Source organism: Kitasatospora sp. NPDC093558, assembly GCF_040683475.1.
Classification (GTDB): Bacteria; Actinomycetota; Actinomycetes; order Streptomycetales; family Streptomycetaceae; genus Kitasatospora.
The window spans coordinates 1-2206 of the sequence record NZ_JBFBDY010000888.1; the positions used below are offsets into that span (position 1 = coordinate 1).

A 2206-nucleotide genomic window follows, 5' to 3' on the forward strand; every position below is an offset into this window, starting at 1 on the left:
CCGCTGTGCCGAGACCGGACGCTGCCTCAGCCCTGCGCCCGCCCGGGGACGGTGGCGGGCCCGGTGGCGGGCCCGGCGCCGGCCATGACCCAGGACGGGAATTGGGCGAGGGGGATCGGCGGCGAGGCGGGGGCGTCCGGGCGCGTCGATCCGGCCGGGAAGAAGGCCACCCAGCAGCGCCGGCACAGCAGGCCGGCCTGCCACACCCGCATGTGGCGCTGCCAGAGCGCCTGGCGCTCCGGCAGGTCCTGTCCGGCCTCCCAGGTGCGCCGCTCGCGGGTCGTGACGTGCACGACGTAGCCGACGGCCGCCAGGATCGCGGGCAGGAGGAACACGCCGACGCGGCGGCCCACCTGGTAGGCGGGCGGGTAATTGTCCAGGTTGTCGGTGGACTTCAGCAGGGAGAGGAGGCTGCACAGGAACAGGAACCCGGCGATGGAGTAGAGCACGGTCGAGGCGGTGTGCATGCGGATGCGGACCGGCTGCGGCTCGGGCGGCGGGGCCAGCACCGCGCGCACGCCCCCGTCGAGGCGGACGTCCGCCAGGGCTTGCGGCACGGGGACGCACTCGTCCGGTGCAGCACACTGGGGGCAGGCCACGGCCATGGGTCAATTCCTCCTGCGGGAAAGCGGGTTGTTCGTACGGGCGCTTCGGGGCCGAACGGCCGCGCGCATGCGGACGCTACCAGCGCCTTCGCCCGCGCTCAACGTGGCGGCCCGGGGGGCGGCGGGCGCGGGCGCGGAGGATGGCCGAGAAGCGCGGCCCGGCGGGGCGGGTGCGTCCCGTAGCGTTTGCCCTCCGCAGTGTGGACTTGGGGAGGATTTCGTGAAGTCGCAGGTGACGAAGGTTCGTTGGCTGGGCGCCCTGGTGGCGGCAGGTGCACTGGTGGTGGCCGGGGCCGGGTCCGCCGGGGCGGACGACGGGTCGGGCGATCCGGTGCGGGGTGTGCCGCGGACCGTCGCCCTGGACACCTCGCCGGCCTCGGTGGCGGTCAGTCCGGACGGGCGCAAGGCGTACGTCTCGGTCAAGGACAGCACGCACGGCGCCAAGCTGAAGGTGGTCGACACCCAGAGCGGGGCGATCACCGCCACGGTGACGCTGACCACCGGGTTCGGCGCCGACGCCGGGCCGGTGGCGGTCAGTCCGGACGGTTCGCGCGTGTACGTGCTGTTCGGGCCGAGCCGCAAGATACCGCTGTCCCTGCTGGGCACCGTCGACACAGCCACCAACACGCTCGTCTCCACCACGGAGGCCCCCGACCAGCCGCGCCCCGACGGCACCAACCCCGGCGGCCTCGCCGCGCTGACGGTCAGCCCGGACGGGACGCGGGTCTTCGTCACGCAGAACGGGCCCGCGGCCTTCCACCGCCCGCCCCAGGAGGGCACGCGCGTCCTGGAGTTCTCCGCGCGGCGGCAGGCGTACACCGCCGCCGTCCAGGTGCCCGGCCACTACGCGGGGTCGGTCGTCGTGCGGCCGGACGGCGACGACGCGTACGCCGGCACCGACGAGGGCCTGACCCACCTGGACACGAGCGAGCAGACCCCGGTCGTGGCCGGCACCGTCCCCGTCCCCGTCGGCCCCTTCGTCGGCCTGGCGCTGTCCCCCGACGACACCCGCCTCTACGGCGTGGGCGGCGGCAAGGGCTACGCCGTCGACCTCGCCACCGACACCGTCACCGCGACCATGGACATCGCCCCGGGACAGCGGCTGTCGTGCCTGTCGACGAGCGCGGACGGCACCCGGCTGTACATGCTCGTGCAGGACTCCTCGGTCCTCGCGCTCGACACCGCCACCAACACCCCCGTGCCCGGCGAGGGCGTCACCGGCCTCACCTACGTGACGAGCATGGCGGTGGGCCCCGACGGCCACACCTTCTATGTCACCGCCAACGCCAGCCTGCAGATCATCGGTTTCTGACCACCCGCCACCTCACCGGACGGCCGCTTGCCGGCGCAGGAGCTTCTTGTCGGGCTTCCCCGCGTCGGTGAGCGGCAGGTAAATTTTTGCCCTGACCAAATGGCTTCTTGGGGTCGGGTAGATCCGCTCGGAGTCAGGCAGAGCTGCTCGGAGTCGGGGGCTACGTGGCGTCGGGCTGAGCCGGGCCGCCTGCCAGGCGCAGGGTGTCGACCTCCAGGTAGCGCCGGGAGTTGCACCCCCACTCCAGGTTGCCGCGCATCCACGCCTTCAGGCCGTCGGTGAACGCGCC

2 protein-coding genes are annotated in these 2206 nt (G+C 73.5%); one reads left to right on the forward strand and one right to left on the reverse strand.

Annotation, left to right across the window (positions count from 1 at the left end; genetic code table 11):
* Nucleotides 1–26: 26 nt before the first annotated feature.
* Nucleotides 27–557, reverse strand: a complete 531-nt coding sequence (locus AB0O00_RS36560) for a hypothetical protein (protein ID WP_363659014.1) — start codon at nucleotides 555–557, stop codon at nucleotides 27–29.
* Nucleotides 558–837: 280 nt separating this feature from the next.
* On the opposite strand from AB0O00_RS36560, the gene AB0O00_RS36565 reads away from it, so the two are divergent.
* Entirely contained in the window at nucleotides 838–1917 is a 1080-nt protein-coding gene (locus AB0O00_RS36565) for a YncE family protein (protein ID WP_363659015.1), read from the forward strand.
* Nucleotides 1918–2206 lie beyond the last annotated feature (289 nt).